General features: G+C 74.9%; 19 protein-coding genes. 5 read left to right on the forward strand and 14 right to left on the reverse strand.

Annotated features, from left to right (window positions below):
* Nucleotides 1–54 precede the first annotated feature (54 nt).
* The 9 genes from TK50_RS14685 to TK50_RS14725 form a co-directional block, all read right to left on the reverse strand.
* Nucleotides 55–1,317 (reverse strand): glycosyltransferase, encoded by a 1,263-nt coding sequence (locus TK50_RS14685; protein WP_043963257.1) that lies wholly within the window; start codon nt 1,315–1,317, stop codon nt 55–57.
* Entirely contained in the window at nt 1,314–2,258 is a 945-nt protein-coding gene (locus TK50_RS14690) for an ACP S-malonyltransferase (protein ID WP_052503778.1), read from the reverse strand. The genes TK50_RS14685 and TK50_RS14690 overlap by 4 nt, the downstream gene beginning before the upstream one ends.
* On the reverse strand, nt 2,255–2,989 hold the full coding sequence (locus TK50_RS14695; RefSeq protein ID WP_043963258.1) for an SDR family oxidoreductase: 735 nt from the start codon (nt 2,987–2,989) through the stop codon (nt 2,255–2,257). The genes TK50_RS14690 and TK50_RS14695 overlap by 4 nt, the downstream gene beginning before the upstream one ends.
* The gene (locus tag TK50_RS14700) at nt 2,986–4,131 is read right to left on the reverse strand and encodes a hypothetical protein (RefSeq protein ID WP_043963259.1); all 1,146 of its coding nucleotides are present in this window, start codon (nt 4,129–4,131) and stop codon (nt 2,986–2,988) included. Before TK50_RS14700 ends, TK50_RS14695 begins: the two co-directional genes overlap by 4 nt.
* Entirely contained in the window at nt 4,128–4,877 is a 750-nt protein-coding gene (locus TK50_RS32265; RefSeq protein WP_052503779.1) for an HAD family hydrolase, read from the reverse strand. Before TK50_RS32265 ends, TK50_RS14700 begins: the two co-directional genes overlap by 4 nt.
* On the reverse strand, nt 4,874–5,863 hold the full coding sequence (locus tag TK50_RS14710; RefSeq protein WP_043963260.1) for an NAD-dependent epimerase/dehydratase family protein: 990 nt from the start codon (nt 5,861–5,863) through the stop codon (nt 4,874–4,876). The genes TK50_RS32265 and TK50_RS14710 overlap by 4 nt, the downstream gene beginning before the upstream one ends.
* Nucleotides 5,864–5,971: 108 nt before the next feature.
* Nucleotides 5,972–6,988, reverse strand: coding sequence for a Gfo/Idh/MocA family protein (locus TK50_RS14715; protein WP_052503780.1), 1,017 nt, complete (start codon nt 6,986–6,988; stop codon nt 5,972–5,974).
* Nucleotides 6,985–8,730 carry an N-acyl-D-amino-acid deacylase family protein gene (locus TK50_RS14720; protein WP_043963261.1) on the reverse strand — a complete coding sequence of 582 codons (1,746 nt, stop codon included), beginning with the start codon at nt 8,728–8,730 and terminating at the stop codon, nt 6,985–6,987. Before TK50_RS14720 ends, TK50_RS14715 begins: the two co-directional genes overlap by 4 nt.
* Nucleotides 8,723–9,640, reverse strand: a complete 918-nt coding sequence (locus TK50_RS14725; protein ID WP_229406085.1) for an FkbM family methyltransferase — start codon at nt 9,638–9,640, stop codon at nt 8,723–8,725. The genes TK50_RS14720 and TK50_RS14725 overlap by 8 nt, the downstream gene beginning before the upstream one ends.
* A 284-nt stretch (nt 9,641–9,924) precedes the next feature.
* On the opposite strand from TK50_RS14725, the gene TK50_RS14730 reads away from it, so the two are divergent.
* Both TK50_RS14730 and TK50_RS14735 read left to right on the forward strand, forming a co-directional pair.
* On the forward strand, nt 9,925–10,767 hold the full coding sequence (locus TK50_RS14730; RefSeq protein WP_052503781.1) for a nucleotidyltransferase domain-containing protein: 843 nt from the start codon (nt 9,925–9,927) through the stop codon (nt 10,765–10,767).
* Nucleotides 10,754–11,335: an AAA family ATPase gene (locus TK50_RS14735; RefSeq protein WP_198956553.1), complete on the forward strand. Its 582-nt coding sequence runs from the start codon at nt 10,754–10,756 to the stop codon at nt 11,333–11,335. The genes TK50_RS14730 and TK50_RS14735 overlap by 14 nt, the downstream gene beginning before the upstream one ends.
* A gap of 40 nt (nt 11,336–11,375) precedes the next feature.
* Here TK50_RS14735 and TK50_RS14740 read toward each other — a convergent pair whose 3' ends face one another.
* From TK50_RS14740 to TK50_RS14760, 5 genes are all read right to left on the reverse strand, one after another.
* Nucleotides 11,376–12,164: an ABC transporter permease gene (locus TK50_RS14740; RefSeq protein ID WP_043963262.1), complete on the reverse strand. Its 789-nt coding sequence runs from the start codon at nt 12,162–12,164 to the stop codon at nt 11,376–11,378.
* Between the two features lie 4 nt (nt 12,165–12,168).
* Complete coding sequence (locus TK50_RS14745; RefSeq protein WP_043963263.1) at nt 12,169–12,957, reverse strand: ABC transporter permease; 789 nt, start codon at nt 12,955–12,957, stop codon at nt 12,169–12,171.
* On the reverse strand, nt 12,957–13,985 hold the full coding sequence (locus TK50_RS14750; protein ID WP_043963264.1) for an ABC transporter ATP-binding protein: 1,029 nt from the start codon (nt 13,983–13,985) through the stop codon (nt 12,957–12,959). The genes TK50_RS14745 and TK50_RS14750 overlap by 1 nt, the downstream gene beginning before the upstream one ends.
* Nucleotides 13,986–14,037: 52 nt before the next feature.
* On the reverse strand, nt 14,038–15,129 hold the full coding sequence (locus TK50_RS32270; RefSeq protein ID WP_144420245.1) for a hypothetical protein: 1,092 nt from the start codon (nt 15,127–15,129) through the stop codon (nt 14,038–14,040).
* A gap of 154 nt (nt 15,130–15,283) precedes the next feature.
* Nucleotides 15,284–16,123 (reverse strand): endonuclease/exonuclease/phosphatase family protein, encoded by an 840-nt coding sequence (locus TK50_RS14760; RefSeq protein ID WP_043963265.1) that lies wholly within the window; start codon nt 16,121–16,123, stop codon nt 15,284–15,286.
* Between the two features lie 274 nt (nt 16,124–16,397).
* On the opposite strand from TK50_RS14760, the gene TK50_RS14765 reads away from it, so the two are divergent.
* The 3 genes from TK50_RS14765 (at nt 16,398) to TK50_RS14775 (ending at nt 19,679) form a co-directional block, all read left to right on the forward strand.
* The gene (locus TK50_RS14765; protein WP_063838575.1) at nt 16,398–17,714 is read left to right on the forward strand and encodes an alkaline phosphatase PhoX; all 1,317 of its coding nucleotides are present in this window, start codon (nt 16,398–16,400) and stop codon (nt 17,712–17,714) included.
* Nucleotides 17,715–17,913: 199 nt separating this feature from the next.
* Nucleotides 17,914–18,945, forward strand: a complete 1,032-nt coding sequence (locus TK50_RS14770) for a 3-oxoacyl-ACP synthase III family protein (RefSeq protein WP_229406080.1) — start codon at nt 17,914–17,916, stop codon at nt 18,943–18,945.
* The gene (locus TK50_RS14775) at nt 18,942–19,679 is read left to right on the forward strand and encodes a glycosyltransferase family A protein (protein ID WP_199486029.1); all 738 of its coding nucleotides are present in this window, start codon (nt 18,942–18,944) and stop codon (nt 19,677–19,679) included. Before TK50_RS14770 ends, TK50_RS14775 begins: the two co-directional genes overlap by 4 nt.
* Nucleotides 19,680–19,706 lie beyond the last annotated feature (27 nt).

Consider the following 19,706-nt stretch of genomic DNA (forward strand, 5'->3'; position numbering starts at 1 on the left):
GGGACACGGGCCGCTCGGCACAGCGGCGGGCCGCTCGGCGCGGACGAGGGCCGCTCAGCGCAGCAGCGCCGCGAACGACTCCGCGAGGTCGGACTCGGCGCGCAGCCGGGCGAGGCTGTCCCGGGCGTAGCCGGCCCGCTGCGCCAGCGTGGCGTCGTCGAGCGCCTCTCCGATCGTGGCCGCCAGGTCGGCCGCCGGCACGACCGGATCGTCGGTGGCCCCCGAGTGCCGGTTGACGTACCGGATCCGGCCGTCGGGCTCGACCTCGGTGGTCCGCGCCACCAGGCCCGCGCCGTGGTCGGCCAGGAACTGCCGGCCGTTGGCCTCCTGCTCGCTCATGAACGGCAGGACCACCTGCGGCTTGCCGTGCAGCAGGCCGGCGAGCACCGTGGAGTAGCCGCCGTGGTTGACCACCAGGTCCGCCCAGCCGATCGGCCCGGTGATGCCCGTGAACCCGCCCAGCTCCACGTTCGGGTAGCGGTGCAGCCACTCGCGGGCCGCGAACCCGGCCGACAGGAACACCGACAGGTCGGGCCGGTCGCACGCGGCCAGCACCTCCCGCAGCGCCGTGTCGGCCACCATCCCACCGCTGCCGATGGAGACGTACACCCGGCGGGTGCCGGCGGCGGCGCGCGGCACGTACGGCGCGCCGGGCGGATCCCAGTACAGCGGGCCGACGTACGCCGGACCCGACTGGCCGGGCGGTGCCGGCGGGGGCGGCTCCACCTCCGGCGCGCTCGGCACCACCGTCAGGTCGCCCCACAGCAGCTCGGGGATGCTGCCGACGGGGTCGAGCCCGTGCTCGGTGGCGACGGCGTCGAGGGCGTCCAGGGCGCTCGGGTGCGGCAGCAGCGTCGTCGGGTCGGCGGCGCTCCACGGCATCCACGCCAGCGGGTCGGGGCTGAGGAAGTCGGTGTCGGCGATCGACACCAGGGGCAGGCCCCGCAGCCGGGCGGCGAGCACCGCCGTGGGCTGCATGTCCGTGACCACGACGTCGGGCCGGTACTCGTCGATGGCGGCCAGGTCCCGCCGCAGGTGCTCGGCCAGCACCGACCGGCGGTAGTAGCGCGCGGTCACCGCGTAGACGCGTTCCACGTTGGCGAACGGCAGGAACGCCGGCACCCGCTTCGGCGCGCCGTCCGGCGCCGGCTCCCCGATCATCCGGTAGCCGCCCTCGGCGACCATCCGGGGCACCCCGGACGGGCCGAAGGCGCACTCGAAGCGCCCGCGCAGCCGCGCGGCGGCGGCGAGCGCCCGGCCGGTGTACCCGGCGCCGCCGCCGGCCGACCAGGGGCAGAAGAGGACCTTTCGGGTCATGGGAGCAGCGCCTCCAGTCCACGGGGATGGTCGAGGGAGTGCACGGCGTCGGCCGGCAGGTCCCGGCGCAGCACCTTGCTCAGCGTGCGGCCGGGCCCCGCGTCGACCAGCAGGTCGGCGCCCGCGTCCCGGGCGGTGGCCAGGCACTGCCACCAGCGCACCGGGGCCAGCATGTGCCGGTGCAGGTCGGCCCGGATCTCCGCGACGTCGCGGCTGGCCCGCCCGGTGGTGTTCAGCACCACCGGGACGCGGGGCTCCCGCAGGTCGGCGTCGGCCACCAGCGGGGTGAACCCGGCGTCGGCCGGGGCCATCAGGGGCGAGTGCGCGGCGAGGGCGATGGCGAGGGGCACCACCCGTTCCGCGCCCGCCGCCACGGCCCGCTGCGAGACGGCGGCGACGGCCGGGCCCGCGCCGGAGACGACCACCTGGTCGGGGCCGTTCACCGCCGCCACCGAGACGGCGTCGTCCCCGGCCGCGCGGACCAGGTCGGCGACGGCCGGCTCGGACAGCCCGATGAGGGTCGCCATCGCGCCGTCGGCGGCCAGGCTGGCCCGGTGCATCAGCTCGCCGCGCCGGGCCACCAGGTCCAGCGCGTCGGTCGCGGACAACGCCCCGGCCGCCGCGAGGGCGGTGAAGTGGCCGAGGCTGTGCCCGGCCACGCACACCGGCGGGTGTTCCGCGCCGCGCCGCGCCGTCTGTTCGACCAGGGCGTACCAGCCGGCGAGGCCGGCGAGGAACACCGCCGGCTGGTTCCAGTCCGTCCGCGCCTGGTCGGTGCGCTCGGTGCGGAAGCAGATCTCGCGCAGCGGCAGGCCGGTGCGGGACTCCGCCAGGTCGAACAGGTCCCGCACGGCGGGGGAGGCGTCGTGGAAGCGCTGGGCCATGCCGGGGAACTGCGCGCCCTGGCCGGGGAAGAGCAGCGCGTACCGGGGGGTCGTCACGCGCTCATCCCCCCGTCGACGGCGAGGACCTGCCCGGTGACGTAGGAGGCCCCGGGCGAGGCGAGGAACGCGATGGCGGCGGCCACCTCGGCGGGCGTGCCGGCCCGACCCATCGGCGTCTGCGCCAGGATCGCCTCGCGGGCCGGGTCGCCGCCCAGCGCGCTCATCGCCGACGGCACGTAGCCCGGGGCGACCGCGTTGGCGGTGACCCCGAACCGGGCGGTCTCCCGGGCCACCGACTTGACCAGCCCCACCAGCCCCGCCTTCGCGCTGGCGTACGCCGCCTGGAACGGCCAGCCGCGCAGCCCCGCCACGGACGTGGTGACCACGATCCGGCCGTGTCCCCGGCCGGTCATGTCGGGCAGCACGCCCCGGATGAGCAGCATCGCGGCGGTCAGGTTGACCGCGAGGGTGGCCGACCAGTCGTCGGCGCGCACCCGCGCCACCGGGGCCGGGCGCAGCACCGCCGCGTTGCTGACCAGCACGTCGACCGGCCCGGACCGGCGCGCCGCCGAGAGCACGGCCGCGACCCCCGCGTCGGTGCCGACGTCGGCCCGTACGGTGGCGACGCCGGCCGTGTGCGGCGTCAGCTCGGCCACGAGGCGCTCGGCGGCGGCCTCGTCGCGGTGGTAGTGCAGCACCAGCGACACGTCCGGGCCGGCCAGCGCCTGCGCCACCGCCTGCCCGATCGCCCCGGTCGCGCCGGTGACGAGGACGGTGCGCCGGGTCATGCCGGCGTTCCGCCGTGGCAGCGCTGGAGCACGCCGACCCACTGCCGCATCAGGTGGGCCATCTGGTGGACGAAGCCGCGCAGCTCGTGGGTCCACACCCGGCCGGTCATCGCCTCGACGGCGTCCTGGAGCTGGTACGACAGCGACACGTATGCCTCGGCGTAGGTGTCGCCGTCGAGCTTGGCGTCGTGCAGCCAGCCGAGCACGTCCTCCAGAACCGCGATCGCGGTGAGCTCCTGTTGCAGGTCCCGCAGCAGCAGGTGCTCGTTGCGGGTGTGTCGGGCCAGCGGGTCGCCGAACCGCACGGCGTGCCCGAGCCGCTTCGCGCACGCCTGCACGAAGTAGCCGCTGAAGATGTCGGCATACCTGTCGATCTCCTGGCCGTGGTGGCGGTAGCCCATGCGCGGGAAGTAGTAGGCGGGGATGGCGTCGCGGTGCACGGCGGTGTTCTGCGAGTTGACCGGCGCCCAGGTGTCGGTGTCGCAGACCAGGGCCGGCGCGGGCATGGCGGTCACCTCGGGCCGCACGGCGATGCGGGTGATCGCGTCGACGTCGGGGTCGCCCAGCCACAGCCCGGCGTTGATCCGCACGTCGACCGTCTCGGTGCGCTCGGAGGTCGGGGTGGGGTTGCGGTGCGCGTACGGGAAACCGCGCGGGTAGACCGGCATCGGCGCGACGGTGAGCTGCCCGCACGGGTTCCACCAGCCGGAGGCGGCGGTGACGACCCGCGCCGGCCGGGGGCCGGCGGCCACGATCGCGTGGGCGGTGAGGAAGTCGCCGTCGATAGGGAAGTTGTCGTCGTCGACGGAGACGAGGAAGTCGGCGTCGGACTGCCAGGACAGCAGGTAGCCGACGTTGCGCCGGTTGTCGGAGTCGTACGGCACGAGGGTGGGGGCGCCCAGGTCGGCTAGGAGGGCGTCCTGCTCGGCGACGGTGGGGCAGACGACGTGCAGGCCGTCGCGGCGGGCCCGCTCGACGTTGTCGAACAGGGCGGCGGGCGTCTTGCGGTCGGGGATGACGACGATCCGCACCCGCCCGTACGCGTCGGCCGCGCCGAGCAGCGTCCGGTACGCCGACAGGAACGCCTCGCCGTCGCCGATGGTCGTCATCACGACGTCGACGCGGGGCAGTGTCTCGCTCATCGGACTCCTTCTGTGGATGCAACGGGGGTGAGCAGCCGCAGCACCGCGTCGAGGGCGGCGCTGCCGCCGAGGTCCGCCACGACCGCGTCCGCGCCCGCCGCGCGCAGCTCGTCGGCCGGCGTGGCCCCGGTGGCGACGGCGAGGCAGCGCAGGCCCGACGCGTGCGCCGCCGTGACGTCCTTGGCGGTGTCGCCGACCACCACGCCGGGCCCGTGGCCGCCCAGCGCGGCCACCCCGGCGGCCACCACGTCGTCGCGGTCGCGGGCGGCGTCGCCGAAGCCGCCGTCGCGCAGCAGGTCCGCCAGGCCGGTGCGGCGCATCTTCCACCGGGCCACCGACCGGGCGTTGCCGGTGCTCATGCCCAGCGGGCAGCCGTGGCCGCGCAGCGCCTCCAGCAGGGCCCGGCAGCCGGGGAGCAGGTCGCCGGCGCCCGCGTCCCCGTCGGCCGCGGACCCGCCGATGCGCGCGGCGAGCGCGTCCATGACCTGCCGGGTGAGCCGGGGGAGCCGGCCGGCGGGGACGCCGTGGTGGCGCAGCGCCGCGTGCACCGTGCCGGCGTCGGTGAAGCCCGCCAGGTCGATGTCGGCGTAGAAGAGCTGGCCGCCCTCGTAGCGGAACTCCTCGGCGGTGCCGCAGACGTCGGCGATGGCGGCGGCCATCGTGGACATGTGGAGGCGCTGCACCGGTGCGCCGGGCCGGATGAGCGTGCCGTCGAGGTCGAACAGGACGAAACCGGGGGACGTCATGCCGGCGTCGCGTGCGCCGCGGCGCCCCGCGCGGCCGCGACCTCACCGGCGATCCACCGGTACGTGACGGCGAGACCCTCCTCGAGGGGGATGCGGGGGGCCCAGCCCAGCACCTGGCGCACCAGCGTGTTGTCGGAGTTGCGCCCGCGCACCCCCTGCGGCCCGGCGACGTGGCGCAGGCGCAGGTCGTCGCGGCCGGCCGCCGTCATCACCAGGGCGGCCAGCTCGTCGATCGTCACCAGGCGGTCGGAGCCGATGTTCACCGGCTCGGCGTGGTCGCTGCGCATCAGCCGGTAGGTGCCCTCGACGCAGTCGTCGACGTAGCAGAACGACCGGGTCTGCCGGCCGTCGCCCCAGATCTCCACCTCGCCGCCGGGAGGCGCCTCGGCGACCTTGCGGCACAGCGCGGCGGGGGCCTTCTCCCGCCCCCCGTCCCAGGTGCCGTAGGGGCCGTACACGTTGTGGTAGCGCGCGATGCGGACGTCCAGGCCGTACTGCTCGGCGTAGTACACGCAGAGCCGCTCCGCCATCAGCTTCTCCCACCCGTAGGAGTCCTGCGGGCCGGCGGGGAAGGCGTCGTCCTCGCGCAGCGGCCGCACGTCCGGGGTGGTCTGGGCGTACTCGGGGTAGATGCAGGCGGACGAGGCGAGGAAGTAGCGCTGCGCGCCGGCCAGCCGGGCCGCCTCGACGGTGTGCAGGTTGATCAGCGCGTTGTTGCGCAGGATCGTCGCCGGGTCCTTCGAGATGAAGCCCATGCCGCCCATGTCCGCCGCGAGGGCGTACACCTCGGAGACGCCGTCGCACGCCCGCCGGCAGACCTCCGGGTCGCGCAGGTCGCCCACGACGAAGTCGTCGGCGGTCGTGGCGCGGAACTCCGGCAGCCGCAGATCGGCGCCGCGGACCCACCAGCCCTGGTCCTGCAGGTACGTCACCAGGTGGCCGCCGATGAAGCCGCCGGCTCCGGTGACGAGTGCGCGTCTGGTCATGGGACAACCCTTCAGTCAGGTGGCGGTACGTCGCCGGGGCCGGTGCGCCCCGCCCGACGGGTCGGTGCGTCGGTGCGCTCCCCGGGCCGCGTCACGGCGGGCCGCGCGTTACGGCGTCGCCTCGACCGGCGGTTCGAAGGACCGGGTACGCACGGACCGCTCCGCCGCCATGGCCAGCGCCAGCGCCGCGTACGAGTCGCGCCAGGTGCCCGCCCGGGGGTCGGGTTCGCCGCCCCGCGCGGCGGCGAGGAACGCGTCGATCTGGGCGCGGTACGCGGCGGCGAAGCGGTCGCGGTAGTCGCGGTGGCGGGGGCGCCGGTCGGGGCCGTGCTCGGTGACCTGCCGCATCGGGGTCCGGTCGTCGAGCCCCACGGTCAGGCAGTCCCGCGAGCCGAGCACCTCGATGCGGACGTCGTAGCCGAGCGGGCTGTGCCGCCCCGCCGTGAGCACGGCGACCCCGCCGCCCTCGACGCCCAGCGTCGCCGCCACCGCGTCGTAGTCGTGCAGCTCGACCAGCTCGGGCACGGCCAGCACGTCCCCGATCGCGGCGACGCCGCTGACCTCCCGGCCGGTGAGCCACCGCACCATGTCGAAGTCGTGCAGCATCAGGTCGCGGAAGATGCTGCCGGAGGCGGCGAGGCGCTCCAGCGGCGGCCAGGCGGCGTCGTGGGAGAACATCCGCACCGTGTAGACGGTGCCGAGGTCGCCGTCGGCGATCCGGTCGTGCAGCGCGCTGAACCCGGCGTCGAAGTGGCGTTGGAAGCCGATCCACAGCGGGGTGCCGCCGTGGTCGGCGGCGAGGCCCAGCTCCCGGGTCCGGTGCAGGTCCAGCGTCAGCGGCTTCTCGCAGAACGTGGGCAGCTTGCGTTCCAGCGCCAGCGCGACCAGCGCGTCGTGGCTCTCCGTCGAGGAGGTCACCACCACCGCCTCCGCGCCGTCGAGGAGCCGCTCGACGTCGTCGCACGCCTCGCCGTCGACCTGCGCCGCCAGCGCCGCCGCCTGCCCGGCGCGCACGTCGTGGCAGGTGAGCGCCACGTCGCCGGACGCCGCCAGGTGCTCGGCGTACATGCGGCCGATCTGGCCGCACCCGACGAGCCCCACCCGCAGCCGCCGCGCCCGGCTCACGGCCGCGCCCCGGCGGTGTCGCGGGCGCCCCGGACCAGCCGGCCGGGGCGCGCGCCGGTGTGCTCGCCGTCGACGAACGTCACCTCGCCGGAGACCAGCGTGGCCCGGTACCCGTCGGCCCGCTGGATCAGCCGGCCGCCGCCGGCCGGCAGGTCGTGCACGAACTGCGGGGGCCGCAGCGCGAGGTTGTCGAAGTCGATGACGTTGACGTCGGCCTTGAACCCGGGCCGCAGCAGCCCCCGGTCGCGCAGCCCGTACAGGGCTGCCGTCTGCCAGGTCTGCTTGTGTACGACGAACTCCAGCCCGAGCCGTTCGCCGCGCGAGCGGTCCCGGGCCCAGTGGGTCAGCTGCGACGTCGGGGTGCTCGCGTCGCAGATGAGCCGGCAGTGCGCGCCGGCGTCGCTGAGCCCGACCACGCAGTGCGGTTCGCGGAGCATCTGGTGGATCGGGTCGAGGCTGAACTCGCTGTAGCCGAGCAGCGGACGCAGGAAGGTCTGCGTGCCGTCCCCGGCGACGAGCAGGTCGTACATGACCTCCTCGCAGTCGCGGCCGGCGCGGGCCGCGATGGCGGCGACGCTGTCCTCGCGCCCGGGTTCGTAGTCGGGCTGCCGGCCGAACGGGAAGTACTTCTCGTAGTCCTCGGGGAAGAGGTGCGCCCGGGGGTTGACCGTGGCCGGGGACTCGGCCAGGATCCGCCGCCGGATCTCGGGGTCGCGCATCCGGGCCACCCGCTCGGCCAGCGGCAGGTGCGCCAGCTGTTCCTGGTAGGTGGGGCGGCGCTTGAAGGGGTGGGTGCTCTCCAGGCCCACGATGACGCTGAACGGCCGCCCGGCGATCTGCGGGTACAGCTGCGCGCCCTCGGTCTCGTTGGCCCGGCGCGCCATGTCGACGATCTCCCGCCACAGGTGCGGCTCGTGGTCGTTCTGGAACAGGCCGAACGTGATCGGCCGGCCCACCTGCGCCGAGAGCCGCCGCATCCACTTGACCTCGCGGAACTGGTCCTCCATCGGCTCGCCGCCGGCCCCGGCGGGCACCAGCTGGAACACGCCGGTGCCCAGCTCGCCGAGCACCCCGCCGAGGGCGAACAGCTCGTCCTCGGCCGCGAACGTGCCGGGCACCGGCTCGCCGCTGATCGCCAGGTGGGTGGTCGTGCGGGAGGTGGAGAACCCGAGCGCCCCGGCGTGCATCGCCTCCCGGACGATGGCCGTCATCGCGGCGATGTCCTCCGGCGTGGCCGGCTCGTTGGCGGCGCCCCGCTCGCCCATCACGTACGCCCGGACCGCGCCGTGCGGCACCTGGGCGCCGACGTCCATCACCCGGGACAGGCCGGCGACTGCCTCCAGGTATTCCGGGAAGCTCTCCCACGCCCACCGGATGCCCTCGGACAGCGACGCGCCGGGAATGTCCTCGACGCCCTCCATCAGCCCGATCAACCACTCCCGGTTGGGCTCGGTCACCGGGGCGAAACCGACGCCGCAGTTGCCCATCACCACCGTGGTCACGCCGTGCCAGCAGGACGGCGTCAACAACGGGTCCCAGGTCACCTGGCCGTCGAAGTGCGTATGGATGTCGACGAATCCGGGAGTGACGATGCACCCGTCCGCGTCGATCTCGCGCCGGCCCCGGCCGGAAACCCTGCCGACCGCCACGATCCGGCCGTCGGAAATGGCGACGTCACCGGTCCGGGCGGCGTCCCCGGTGCCGTCCACGACCGTGCCGGACCGAACGACGACGTCATACATCGAACAGGTGTCCTTTCTCGGCGGCGACGAAGACGAGGTTGTCGTATTCATACGATGACCTCGGTCGATGCGGTCGCGGTATTCCGTCGGACAGCTCGTAGGCCCGGTAGTCGTGGCCGACCATGAACTCGACGAGTTCGGCGCTGCGCGGCGCGCCCGGCACGTCGAGGTCGCCGACCTCCAGCGAGACGACCGGGCGCACCGTGCCCAGCAGGCGGCCCATGCCCTCCAGGACGTTCTTCTCGGCGCTCTCGGCGTCGACCTTCACCACGTCGGGCGTCAGCGCCCGCGCCGCGACGTATTCGTCGAGGGTGACCGCGGCGACCTCGTGCACGGTGGTGGCCACCCGCTGCCGCACCGCCGCCGGCAGCCGGGAGCGGTAGGCCGAGTTGTAGGGGCTGTAGCCGACGCCGTGGTCGGTGAGCGAGAGCGTCCCCGGCGACGACCAGACCGCCGCCGGCACCGCCGTGACGTTGCCGAGGTCGGCCACGTTCTGCGCCAGCAGCGCGTACGTCGCGGGCGTGGGCTCGAACGACACCACCCGGCCGGACTCGCCGACGCAGCGCGCCGCCAGCACCGTGAAGTAGCCGAGGTGGGCGCCGACGTCGAGGAAGGTCGCCCCGGTGCGCAGGTGGCGCAGCAGGAAGGCGCTCAGCTCGTACTCGATGAAGCCGTGCCGGCGGATCGCGATGGAGATCTCGTCGGGCAGCCGCACCCGCAGCCGGTCGCCCCAGAACGTGCGGCCGTGGGCGAGCCGGGCGTGGCCGCGGTGCCGCCAGCGGCGCAGCCGCGCCGTGGACGGGAAGACGGTGGGGTACGGCCGGCGCAGGAAGGACCGCACCGGCCGCCCGGCCGTCGCCGCGTGGCGGCGCAGTTTCTCGGCGAGCGCCCGGCGTTGCGCATCCGTCACGGCAAAGGCCGAATCATGAGAGCCCCGCAATGGTTCGTGGTTCGGTCGTGGCCGTCGATGGCACTCGATGCCATGGCGACGCCACCGTGTCGTCAGACCGCAGCGTACGTCAATGTCTTCGACCGGTCCAGAATTGATTTCCCAGTGCCGATGCGACGCCCTTATACGACACGCCGAGAACGGCTGGAAACCCCTATTGCCGGCCCCGGAGGGAGGCCGGGCGCGGGCCCGGGATGTGCTACGTTGGCACGCGGCCGGTGACGGTACAGAAAGGGTGGCGGCCCGTGGGTGACGCCGAACAGGACGCGATCCTCGCCAAGATCCGTGACGCGCTCTCGGGGCTGCCCGGCATCGCGGGCCTCGCCCTCGGCGGATCGCGCGCGAGGGGCACCGCCGACCGCAGCTCCGACGTGGACGTCGGGGTCTACTACCACCGCGACGGCCGGCCCGACGTCCGGGAGCTGAGCGCCGCGTTCGCCCGCATCGACGACAGCGGCGACGCCGGGTGCACCGACTACGGCGAGTGGGGGCCGTGGATCAACGGCGGCGGCTGGCTCGTCGTCGACGGGGTGAAGACCGACGTCCTGCTGCGGGAGGTCGACCGCGTCCGCGCCGTCGTGCGGGCGTGCGCCGCCGGGCGCCCCGAGATCCACTACCAGCCCGGCCACCCGCACGGGTTCTGCACCGTCATCTACGCCGGGGAGCTGCACCACAACGTCGCGTTCCACGACCCGCAGGGCGTGCTCGCGCAGCTGCGCTCGCTCACCGACCCCTACCCGGAGCCGCTGGCGAAGGCGCTCGTCGGGCAGTTCGGCTGGGAGTCGCAGTTCGCCCTCGACACGGCGGTCACCGCCGCCGGCCGGGGCGACGTCGCGTACGTCACCGGCTGCGCCTACCGGGCCGTCGCCTGCCTCACCCAGGTGCTCTTCGCCACCGCCGGCCGCTACCTCGTCAACGAGAAGGGCGCGGTGGCGGAGGCGGCGACCTTCCCGACCACCCCGGCCGGGTTCCGCGGGGGCGTCGAGGCGGCGCTCGCCGCCCTGTCCGCCGACCCGGGCGACCTGACCCGCGCCCTGCGCCTGCTGCGCGACGTGCGCGAGGAGGTCATGGCCGGTGCCGGGGGGTGACGCCGGGCCCCGGGTCTGGATGGTCACCGGGGTGCCGGGGGCCGGCAAGTCGACGACCGCCCGCGCGCTGGCCCGCTCCGTGCCCCGGGGCGTGCACGTCGAGGGCGACGCGCTGCAACGGCTCATCGTCGCCGGCAGCCGGCCGCCGCAGCCGCAGCACGACGAGGAGGCCGAGCGGCAGATCCTGCTCAACGTCCGCAACCAGTGCCTGCTGGCGCGTTCGTTCCTCGCCGCAGACTTCCTGGTCGCCCTCGACTACGTGGTGACGTCCCGGCAGCGGCTGCGGCACTACCTGGAGTTGCTGCACCCCGCGCCGCTGGGCTTCGTGATGCTGCGTCCCGACCTGGCCGTCGCGGCGGTACGCGACGAGCGCCGCCCGCACAAGACGGTCCTGCACGGCTGGCTGCACCTGGCCGATGAGATGGCCGGCGAGCTGGCCGGCGTCGGCCTCTGGCTGGACAACGGCGACCTGACGGTCGACGAGACCGTCGCGGCGATCCGCGCGCGGGCCGGCGAGGCCACCCTCACCCTCGACGCGTTCGACGGCCCCCGGGCGTCGGTCGGCTGAGGCGGGCGGGCGGCGGCCGCCCGGGGCCGACTCGGTCGGCTCAGTTCCCGGCGCTGTCGTAGCGGCGCAGCCCCCGACGGAACACGGCGACGGCGAGCAGCACGCACCAGGCCGCCACCACCGGCGTCAGCAGGCCCACCCACGCCAGCCGCCCGTGGTCGAGGAACGCCGACACCGGGAAGAAGCCGATGAACGCGAACGGCAGGGCGGTCGCCAGCACGGCCTGCAACCCCACCGAGTAGATGCTCAGCGGATACTTCGTCAGCTCACCGAGCTGGTCCAGGCCGGCGGCGAAGGTGTTGATCGCCCCCCGCAGCCAGAACGAGGTGGAGTTCGCCACCACCGTCAGCGACACCTTGATCAGCAGCGCGCTCGGCAGCAGCACCGCCGCGAGCGCCACCCGCCCCGGCGTCCACGCCACGTCCAGGTGCGCCAGCGCGGTGCCGAGCAGCCCGCCGCCGACGGTCAGGTTGCCGAACGCGTTCATGCCCACCCGGCTGCTGCACACCTGCAACAGGCACGGGTACGGCCGCAGCAGCATCCGGTCCAGCTCGCCGCGGTTGATCAGCCCCGCCAGCCCCCACGTGCCCTCGGCGAGCAGCTCGCTGGCGCCCTGGGCGAGCACCATCATCCCGAAGATCAACACGACCTCCCACACCCCCCAGCCGTGGATGCGGGGGACCCGGGCGAAGATCGTCGCGATGAGCAGCAGGCCGGCGCCCTGGGTCAGCACGGCGGCGACCACCAGGATCCAGAAGTCGGCCTGGTATTCCAGGGTGGCCCGCAGGTGCGCGCCGAGGCAGCGCCGGTAGACGCGCAGGGTGTGCACCGGCTCAGCCCCCGTGCACGGTGAGCCGGCGGACCGCGACGTGCCACAACCGCCGGGCCAGCCACCACAGCGCCACGACCCACAGCAGCTGCACCGCCACCGCCAGCGCGCCCGGCAGCCCGGGGGAGCGGCCCAGGAACAGCATCGCGGGGGTGTTCGTGACGGCCTGGAACGGCAGCACCTCGGCGACGTGGCGCAGCCACGCCGGGAAGAACGCCAACGGCACCGTGGCCCCGGACAGGATCCCGGAGACCGCCACCCGGGCCAGGCTGATGCCCAGGTAGTTCTGCGTCCAGAAGCAGAGCAGCCCGCACATGTAGACGATGAGGAACTTCAGCGGCACCACGGCGGCGAGGCTCGCCACGAACAGCGCGAGCCGCCCCGGCGGCGGCAGCGGCACCCCGCCGAAGGCCACCAGGACCACGGCGCACACGGTCGCCGCCGCCACCGTCTCCAGCAGCGCGAAGCCCAGCGCCTCGGCGAAGCGGCCCTTCTGGTAGTCCACCGGCTTGACCAGGTCGACGGCCACCGCGCCGCTGCGGATCCGCGAGGCCATCGCGAAGTCGGTGAACGTCGAGACCAGGCAGTTGGTGAAGAACGACACCAGCAGGTACGCCTTCATCTGCGGCCAGGTGAAGCCGGCCAGCGAGTTGCCGTCGCCCAGCAGCGCCCGCCACAGCGCGAACATGGCCACCAGGTTGAACACCAGCATGGACAGGCTCATCAGGAACGGCACCCGGTAGGCCAGGGCGTTGCGCCAGGCGATCCGCGCCATGGCCCGGTAGGGCCGCATCAGCCGGCACCGGTCAGGGCGGCCGGGGAGTCGCGCTCGTGCAGCCGGCGGATCAGGTCGGCGACCCCCTCGTCGTCGATGCGCAGGTCCCGCACCTCGACCAGCCCCATCACGGCGGCCGCGACCGCGCCCGCCGGGCGCAGCGTCCGGTCGAAGCGGACCACCAGGTCGCGCTCGCCGGCCCCGGCGCTCACCTCGGCGTCGGGCAGGTGCTGTCGGATCAGCTCCAGCGGCGCGGGCGCGGCCAGTTGGAAGCGCACCGTCGAGTGGCCCGCCAGGGTGTCGCGCAGGACGTCGACCGGGCCGTCGTGCCGGATCCGCCCCTCGTCGACGACGACGATGCGCCGGCACACCTCCTCGATGTCGCCCACGTCGTGCGTGGTCAACAGGACGGTCGTGCCGTCGGCGACGAGCTGGCGCAGGAAGGCGCGCACCCGGTCCTTGACCGAGACGTCGAGCCCGATGGTCGGCTCGTCGAGGTAGACGATGCGGGGCTCGTGCAGCAGCGCGGCGGCGAGGTCCGCCCGCATCCGCTGCCCGAGGGACAGCTTGCGGGCCAGCACCGGCAGCAGCGGGCCGATCTCCAGCACCTCGCAGAGCCGGTCCATCGACCGGCGGTAGTCGGCCGCCGGGATGCGGTACATGTCGCGCAGCAGCTCGAACGTGTCCTGCACCGGCAGGTCCCACCACAGCTGCGTGCGCTGGCCGAAGACCACCCCCACGTTGCGCGCGTTGGCGACCCGGTCCCGGTGCGGCACGACCCCGGCGACGCGCACCTCGCCGGCGGTGGGCACCAGGATGCCCGTCAACAGCTTCACGGTGGTCGACTTGCCCGCGCCGTTCGGACCGACGTACGCCACGGACTCGCCCTCGTCGACGCGCAGGTCGATGCCGTCGACGGCGCGGTGGACGTCGAAGCGCCGGGTGACCAGGTGCCGGAGCGCGCCGGCCAGGCCCGGCGCCTTGCGCGGGCGGCGGAACTCCTTGACGAGGCCGGAGGCCTCGACCAGTGCGGCCGTGGGGGCCATGGCGCTGTGCTCCGATCTGACGGACGACGAGGGGCGCGGGCGGCCCCGGCGGTCAGTCGCGCCCCCAGGCGTCGCCGGCGGCCAACCCCAACGCGGCCAGCCGCGCCGGAGCCGCGCCGAGCCGCTCCACCTCGGGGTGCGTCACCCGGGGGAACATCCCGCCGAGGGCGAGCGTGGCCAGGACCCGATCGCGCAGCACCGGCTCGACCGGCCGGCCCCACGAGTCCCACAGCGACCGGAACGGCTCCACCCGTGTGCGGGCCAGGCCCATCAGGCACGCCGTCACCCACAGCGACCACAGCTGGTCGGCCGGCACGCGCGCCGCGAGGTCGGTCAGCCAGGGCTGCGGGTCCGCCACGTCACGGGCGTAGCGCTCGCGCAGCGCCGGCACGTCGACGCCGAACCGGTCGACGGCGGCCTCCAGCGGCACCGGGCTCCAGTTGTTGGTGGGCCGGTCGTTCTCGACCACGACGCGCGGCTCGCTGTGCTTGAAGTACGGCAGGCAGTCGAAGCCGTCGAGCGTGCGCGCCGGGTCGGGCGACCAGCCCGGCGGCGGCTCGCCCACGTAGCAGGACGCCTCGCGGCGGCCCCGGTCGTTGTTGCCGACCACGCTCGGCACGTCGTGGTGCGCCGCCAGGTTCGGCACCGTGAGGTGGACCGGCAGCCCGACCTCCCGCGCGAAGTGGGCCACGGCGACGTCGTCGGCCTCGTCCGGGTCCTGTCCGGCCAGGTAGTCCACGAGCCCCTTGGCCGCCGTGGCCGGCAGGGCCAGCGCGATGGTCGGCACGTAGTCGCAGACGGCGCGGACCCAGCGCGCGCCCAGCAGCGCGGCCATCCGGACGGCGGCCCCGTTGCGCGACCCCCAGTCGCTGTGCAGGGCGACAGCGCCGTCCGGCCGGGCCTGCACGGCCCGGAAGGCGTGCTCCAGGAAACCGGGGAACACCACCGCGTCGTCCTGCAACACCAGGTGGTGGGTGCAGCCGGGCCCGACGGCGGCCCACGCCGCGCTGGCGGTGCGCAGCGTCCGCGGCGGGCCGTCGGGCTCGGGGTCGAGGACGATCTCGACCGGGTAGGGAGCCAGCCGCCGCGCGAGGTCCTCCGCGAGGTGTCGCCGGGACGGATGCGTCATGACGGCTACGGACACGCCACCATGAGACAACTCCTTCTCCTTCCGGCCGGCGGTGTCACGATCGGGTATCGGCGTGGATCGCGGTCAACGTACCAGCGTTGCCGATCGGGGGCGACCCCTGATGCCGTTTCCCCTTCGCGTGTCGGCGGTCGCATTGCTTTGTCGTCGGTCAATGCGAGGCGGGGTCGGACGATGCGGACGCGGGCGTCCGCACGTCGAGCGACAGCGACACCCCGAAATGGTCCGAGGGATACTGGCCGCTGTCGTCGCAGGCGGTGCCCAGCAGGGCTGGGCGGCTCGCGCGGACCGGGTCGGCGGCGCGCACCAGGACGTGGTCGAGCCGCCAGGTCGGCGTCGGCGCCGGCATGGTCAGCGCGGCCGGGGAGCCGCCCGCGGCCGCCCACGCGTCGACCAGTGCGCCCCGGTCGCGCAACCGGCCCATCAGGGCGCCGTCCGCCGGGCAGTTCAGGTCGCCGCAGACCAGCAGCGGGCGCTCCGGCGGGGCCGCCCCGGCCGCCGCCTCCAGGCCCCGCAGGCACGCCTCCTTCACCTCGTCGGGCCCGACCGGCAGGTGCGCCACCCACACCGTGACGGCGGACGTCGACACCTCCAGCACGCCCGGGTGCCCGCCGAAGCCGCCGAAGCCGGGCACGGGGAAGACCCGCCACGAGTGGATCGGCGCGCGGCTCAGCACCGCCAGGCCGGGCGCGTGACCGGGGCCGGAGTGCGCCACCTCCCACCGCCCGGGCAGCCCGTCGGCCAGCTCCCGTGCCCGCCCGGCCCCCGACCCGGCCGGCGCGGGCACCTCCTGGAGGGCGACCAGGTCGGCGTCGGCGTCGGCCAGCGCCCGGGTCAACAGCGCGGCCCGGCGTCGCCACACCCGGCGCTCGTCGGCCTCGGCGAGGGCCGGGCTGCCCGCCCGGGCCCCGCGCAGGACGGCCCGGTCGTGCCAGTACCGGTGCGGGGTTCCGGTGCCCCAGATGTTGTACGTGACGACGCGCAGCGGCATCCCGGCCCGACCTCCCCGTGCGACGGCCCGTCGGCTCCGGGCCCGCGACGCCCCGCACCGTAGCAGCGCGCGCCCGGCGCGGGGCGCGCGCCGGACGCCCGCCGGCCGCCGGGACAGGGGGCCCGCGAAAAGAAATAGGGGCACTGGTACGGACGATGTACGGGTAACGCGCAACGACAGTCCTGGCATTGAGCGGTTACGATTGCTCGCCCTCTCGTACTAAGGAGCTGTCTTGGGTCTCGACCGGCGAAGTTTCCTCGCGCAAACAGGAATCATGGGCGCAGGTGTCGCGCTCTCGGGCACAATTGACGCGCTCTTCACGGCGGCCCCCGCCCTCGCGGGCCACGGCGGCGGATACGGCGCACTCGTGGCCGACCCGGCCGGGCTGTTGGACCTGCCCCGCGGATTCCGTTACCGGGTCCTTTCCCGGGAGCGCGGCACCGCGCCGGGCGGCGCGGCGCCCAGCAGCTTCGACGGGATGGCCGCGTTCTCGGGCCCCGGCCGGGACGTCCGGCTCGTCCGCAACCACGAGAACCGGGTGGGCGCCGCCGCGCCGGTGGTCGCGCCCGCCGAGCTGACCTACGACCCCGTCGCCGTGGGCGGGACCACGACGCTGGTCGTCGGGCCGCGCGGGGTGGCCGAGCGGATCAGCCTGGGCGGCACCTCGACCAACTGCGCGGGCGGGGTGACCCCCTGGAGGACGTGGCTGACCTGCGAGGAGACGGAGATCCGGCGGGGCGAGGGCGGCCACGAGAAGGACCACGGCTTCATCTTCGAGGTCGACCCGTGGCGCACCGACCGCAACGTGGACCCGACGCCGCTCACGGCCATGGGCCGCTTCGCGCACGAGGCCACCTGCGTCGACCCCCGCACCGGCGTGGTGTACGAGACCGAGGACGCCTACGGCGAGAAGTTCGGCTGCTTCTACCGCTTCCTGCCCCGCCGGCCGCTCGGCGGCCACGGCAGCCTGCGGGCCGGCGGGCGGCTCCAGGTGATGCGGGTGCCCGGCGTGGCCGACCTGTCCACCGTTGGAGAGCCCGGGGCCGTCTTCGGCGGCGTCGAGTGGCTCGACGTGCCCGACCCCCTCGCCACGAGCGTGCCCGTGCGGCTGCAGGACTACGGCCCCGGCGGCGTGACGCACGCCCAGAAGCTGGAGGGCGCGTGGTGGGGCACCGACGGCGCGGCCTACTTCGTCTCCTCCTTCGCGGTGCGCGAGCACGGCTCCGAGGCCGACCACCAGGGCCAGGTGTGGCGGTACGTCCCCGCCACCAACACGCTGACGCTGGTCGTCGTGTTCCGTGGCACCGACCCGGGGGCGGAGCTGTACAAGACGCCCGACAACATCTGCATGACCCCGGCCGGCGGCCTGATGCTCTGCCAGGACGGCGACGGCGACAGCTACCTGATGGGCACCACCGTCGACGGCGAGCCGTACCTGTTCGCCCGCAACCGGCAGAACCTCGGCACCGAGTCCGCGCCGTCGTACGGCGAGTTCGCCGGGGCCTGCTTCGCCGACGACCGGCGGACCATGTACGTCAACTGCTACGCCCCCGGCACGACGTTCGAGATCACCGGCCCCTTCCGCAGGTAGCGGGCCGGACGACGCGCCGCGCGGCGGCCCGGTATTCCCGCCGGGCCGCCGCGGCGCGTGATTCCCGCCACAGGGTGGCGTCGCGGCGGGCGACTCCGCCGCCACCCCGCGCGCCCGCGAGCGCGCGCCGTGCCCCCGCCGGGCGAACATGAGCACCCCTACTCATCCGTTGGCCGGGGGCGTTGGGCAAGCTCGACGCATGATGGACCCCACACCACCACTGAGCCCGGCCCGGGGGCGGGTGGGCATCACCGCCGTCGGGGCCAGCCTGCCCGGGCAGGCCGTGCCCACCGCCGAGGTGCAGCGGCGGCTCGCCGAGGCCAGCGGGCTGACCCTGCCGGACGGCCTGCTCGCGCGGATGACCGGCATCTCCTCCCGGCGGCTGGCCGCCGACGGCGAGTACGCCTCCACGCTCGCCGTGCGCGCCGCCCGGCAGGCGCTCGCCGCCGCCGGCCGGGAACCCGAGGAGGTGGACCTGCTGCTGTTCGCCTCCGCCACCCGGGACGTCGCCGAACCCGCCACGGCCCACATCGTGCAGGCCGAACTCGGCAGCCACGCCCACGCCCTCGACGTCACCAACGCCTGCAACAGCTTCCTCAACGGCATCGACCTGGCCCGCTCGGCGATCCTCGCCGGCCGGGCCCGCCGCGCGCTGGTCGTGACGGGGGAGACCCCCACCCGGGCCATGCGCTGGCAGGTCACCGACCTCGACCAGGCCCGGGGCGCGTTCGCCGGCTACACCTTCGGCGACGCGGGGGCCGCCGTCCTGGTCGAGCCGGTCGCGCGCGGCGGGATCGTCGACGTCGACACCGAGACCTGGTCGGAGCACTGGACGGTCGGCGGCATCCCCGGCGGCGGCTCCCGCCACCCCCGCGGCGACGAACACACCTACTTCACCGGCGACGGGCGCGCCCTGCGCGACGTGTTCGAGAAGATCGGCGGCGACATCCTGCACCGGGTCCGGGGCCGCACGGGCCTCGACTGGGCCGACTACGCCCGGGTCCTGGTCCACCAGGTCACCCTGCCCTACCTCGACCGGTTCGTCGAGGTCACCGGCGTCCCCCGGGACAAGCTGGAGATCACCGTCGGCGAGCTGGGCAACCTCGCCAGCGCCACCCTCGGCGTGCAGCTCGCCCGCGTCGACGCCACGCTGCGCCCCGGCGACCGGGTGCTCTTCGTCGGCCTCGGCGGCGGCGTCAGCCTGATGACGATGGTCTGGGAGAAGTCGTGACCGCCCTGTGGGTGGTGGTGCCCGCGTACAACGAGGTCGCCCGCATCGGCGGCACCCTCGCCGCCCTCGCCGCACAGACCGACCGGGACTTCACCCTGCTCGTGGTCGACAACGGCTCCACCGACGGCACCCGGGACGAGGTGCGCCGCTTCGCCGTGCGCGCGCCGGTGCCGACCCGGCTGCTGCGGGAGGAACAGCGGGGCGTCGGCGCGGCCGTCGACACCGGCTTCCGGCACGCGATCGCGCAGGGTGCCACGCTGCTGGCCCGCACCGACGCCGACTGCCTGCCCCACCCCGGCTGGGTGGCCGCCGCCCGCCGCGCCCTCACCGGCGGGGCTGCCATGGCGTGCGGCCGGATCGAGGCCCGCCGCGACGAGCACGGCCCGCTGGGCCGGGCCGGGTTCCGCTGCCTGGTCGCCGTCGCCGCCACCTTCGGCCGGCTGCGCCCCGCCCACCGGGGTCCCGGCTACCGGGCCCCGTACCGGATGCACGCGGGCAACAACATGGCGATCACCGCCGAGGCGTACCTCGCCGCCGGGGGCATGCCCCGCCGCCCGTCCCCGACCGACCGGGAGTTCCTCAACCGGGTACGCCGGCACACCGACGCCATCGTCCACGAGCGCACCATGGTGGTGGAGAACTCCACCCGGCGGCTGCGGGCGTACGGGCTGCGCCGCACCGCCGCCTGGTACCTGGACCGGGGCAGCGGCCGGCTCTCCCCGGACCCGCGCTGACCGCACCCCCGCCCGGAAACGAGTCCC

Origin of the sequence: Micromonospora haikouensis, assembly GCF_000876225.1 — a bacterium.
In the GTDB taxonomy this organism is placed as follows: Bacteria; Actinomycetota; Actinomycetes; order Mycobacteriales; family Micromonosporaceae; genus Micromonospora; species Micromonospora haikouensis.